A 669-nucleotide genomic window follows, 5' to 3' on the forward strand; every position below is an offset into this window, starting at 1 on the left:
GGGGGCCGGACCTGGCGCGGGCCCGCGCCCTGGTGGCGCAGAGCGGCACGGCCGGCCAGGCCGTCACGGTGGTGGCGGAAAATACCGCGATCGACATGAGCATGGGCGTGTGGCTGCGCAACATGCTGCAATCCATCGGCTATCGCGCCAGCGTCAAGACATTGGCGCACGGCATGCAGTTCAGCTACATCCAGAACACCGCCAACCACGTGCAGATCAGCATCTCCGACTGGTTCGCGGATTATCCCTCGGCCTCGAATTTCCTCGACGACCTGTTCGGCTGCGAGAATTTCCATCCCGGCAGCGACAATTCGATCAATATCGCGGGCTATTGCAATGCCCGGGTGCAGGCGGTGATGGACCGGGCCAAACAGACCTCCGACCCGGCCGAAGCCGCCGCCCTGTGGACACAGGCCGGGCGCCTGGTCGACCGGGACGCGCCGGCGGCGCCGATCATCCGCATCAACTATATCGACCTTGTCTCGACGCGTGTCGGAGGATATTTCTATACCACCTTGTACCATCTTCTGTTTTCACGGGTATGGGTGCGATGAACGACGCGCCAAAGCACGCCCCGGCGCAATTCGCGGAGCAATTCCCCCAGCAATTCCCGGAGCCTTTCGCCGCACGGTCCCCGGGCCCGTGGCGGCGGGCGGGGCGCGCCCTGGC

At 65.2% G+C, this 669-nt stretch carries 1 pseudogene; it reads left to right on the plus strand.

Annotated elements, in window-relative coordinates:
* A pseudogene (locus HUK84_RS21630) lies at window positions 1-554 on the plus strand (ABC transporter substrate-binding protein); the annotation flags it as partial.
* Window positions 555-669 lie beyond the last annotated feature (115 nt).

The sequence above is a fragment of the Nguyenibacter vanlangensis genome (assembly GCF_013376155.1).
Taxonomy (GTDB): domain Bacteria; phylum Pseudomonadota; class Alphaproteobacteria; order Acetobacterales; family Acetobacteraceae; genus Gluconacetobacter; species Gluconacetobacter vanlangensis.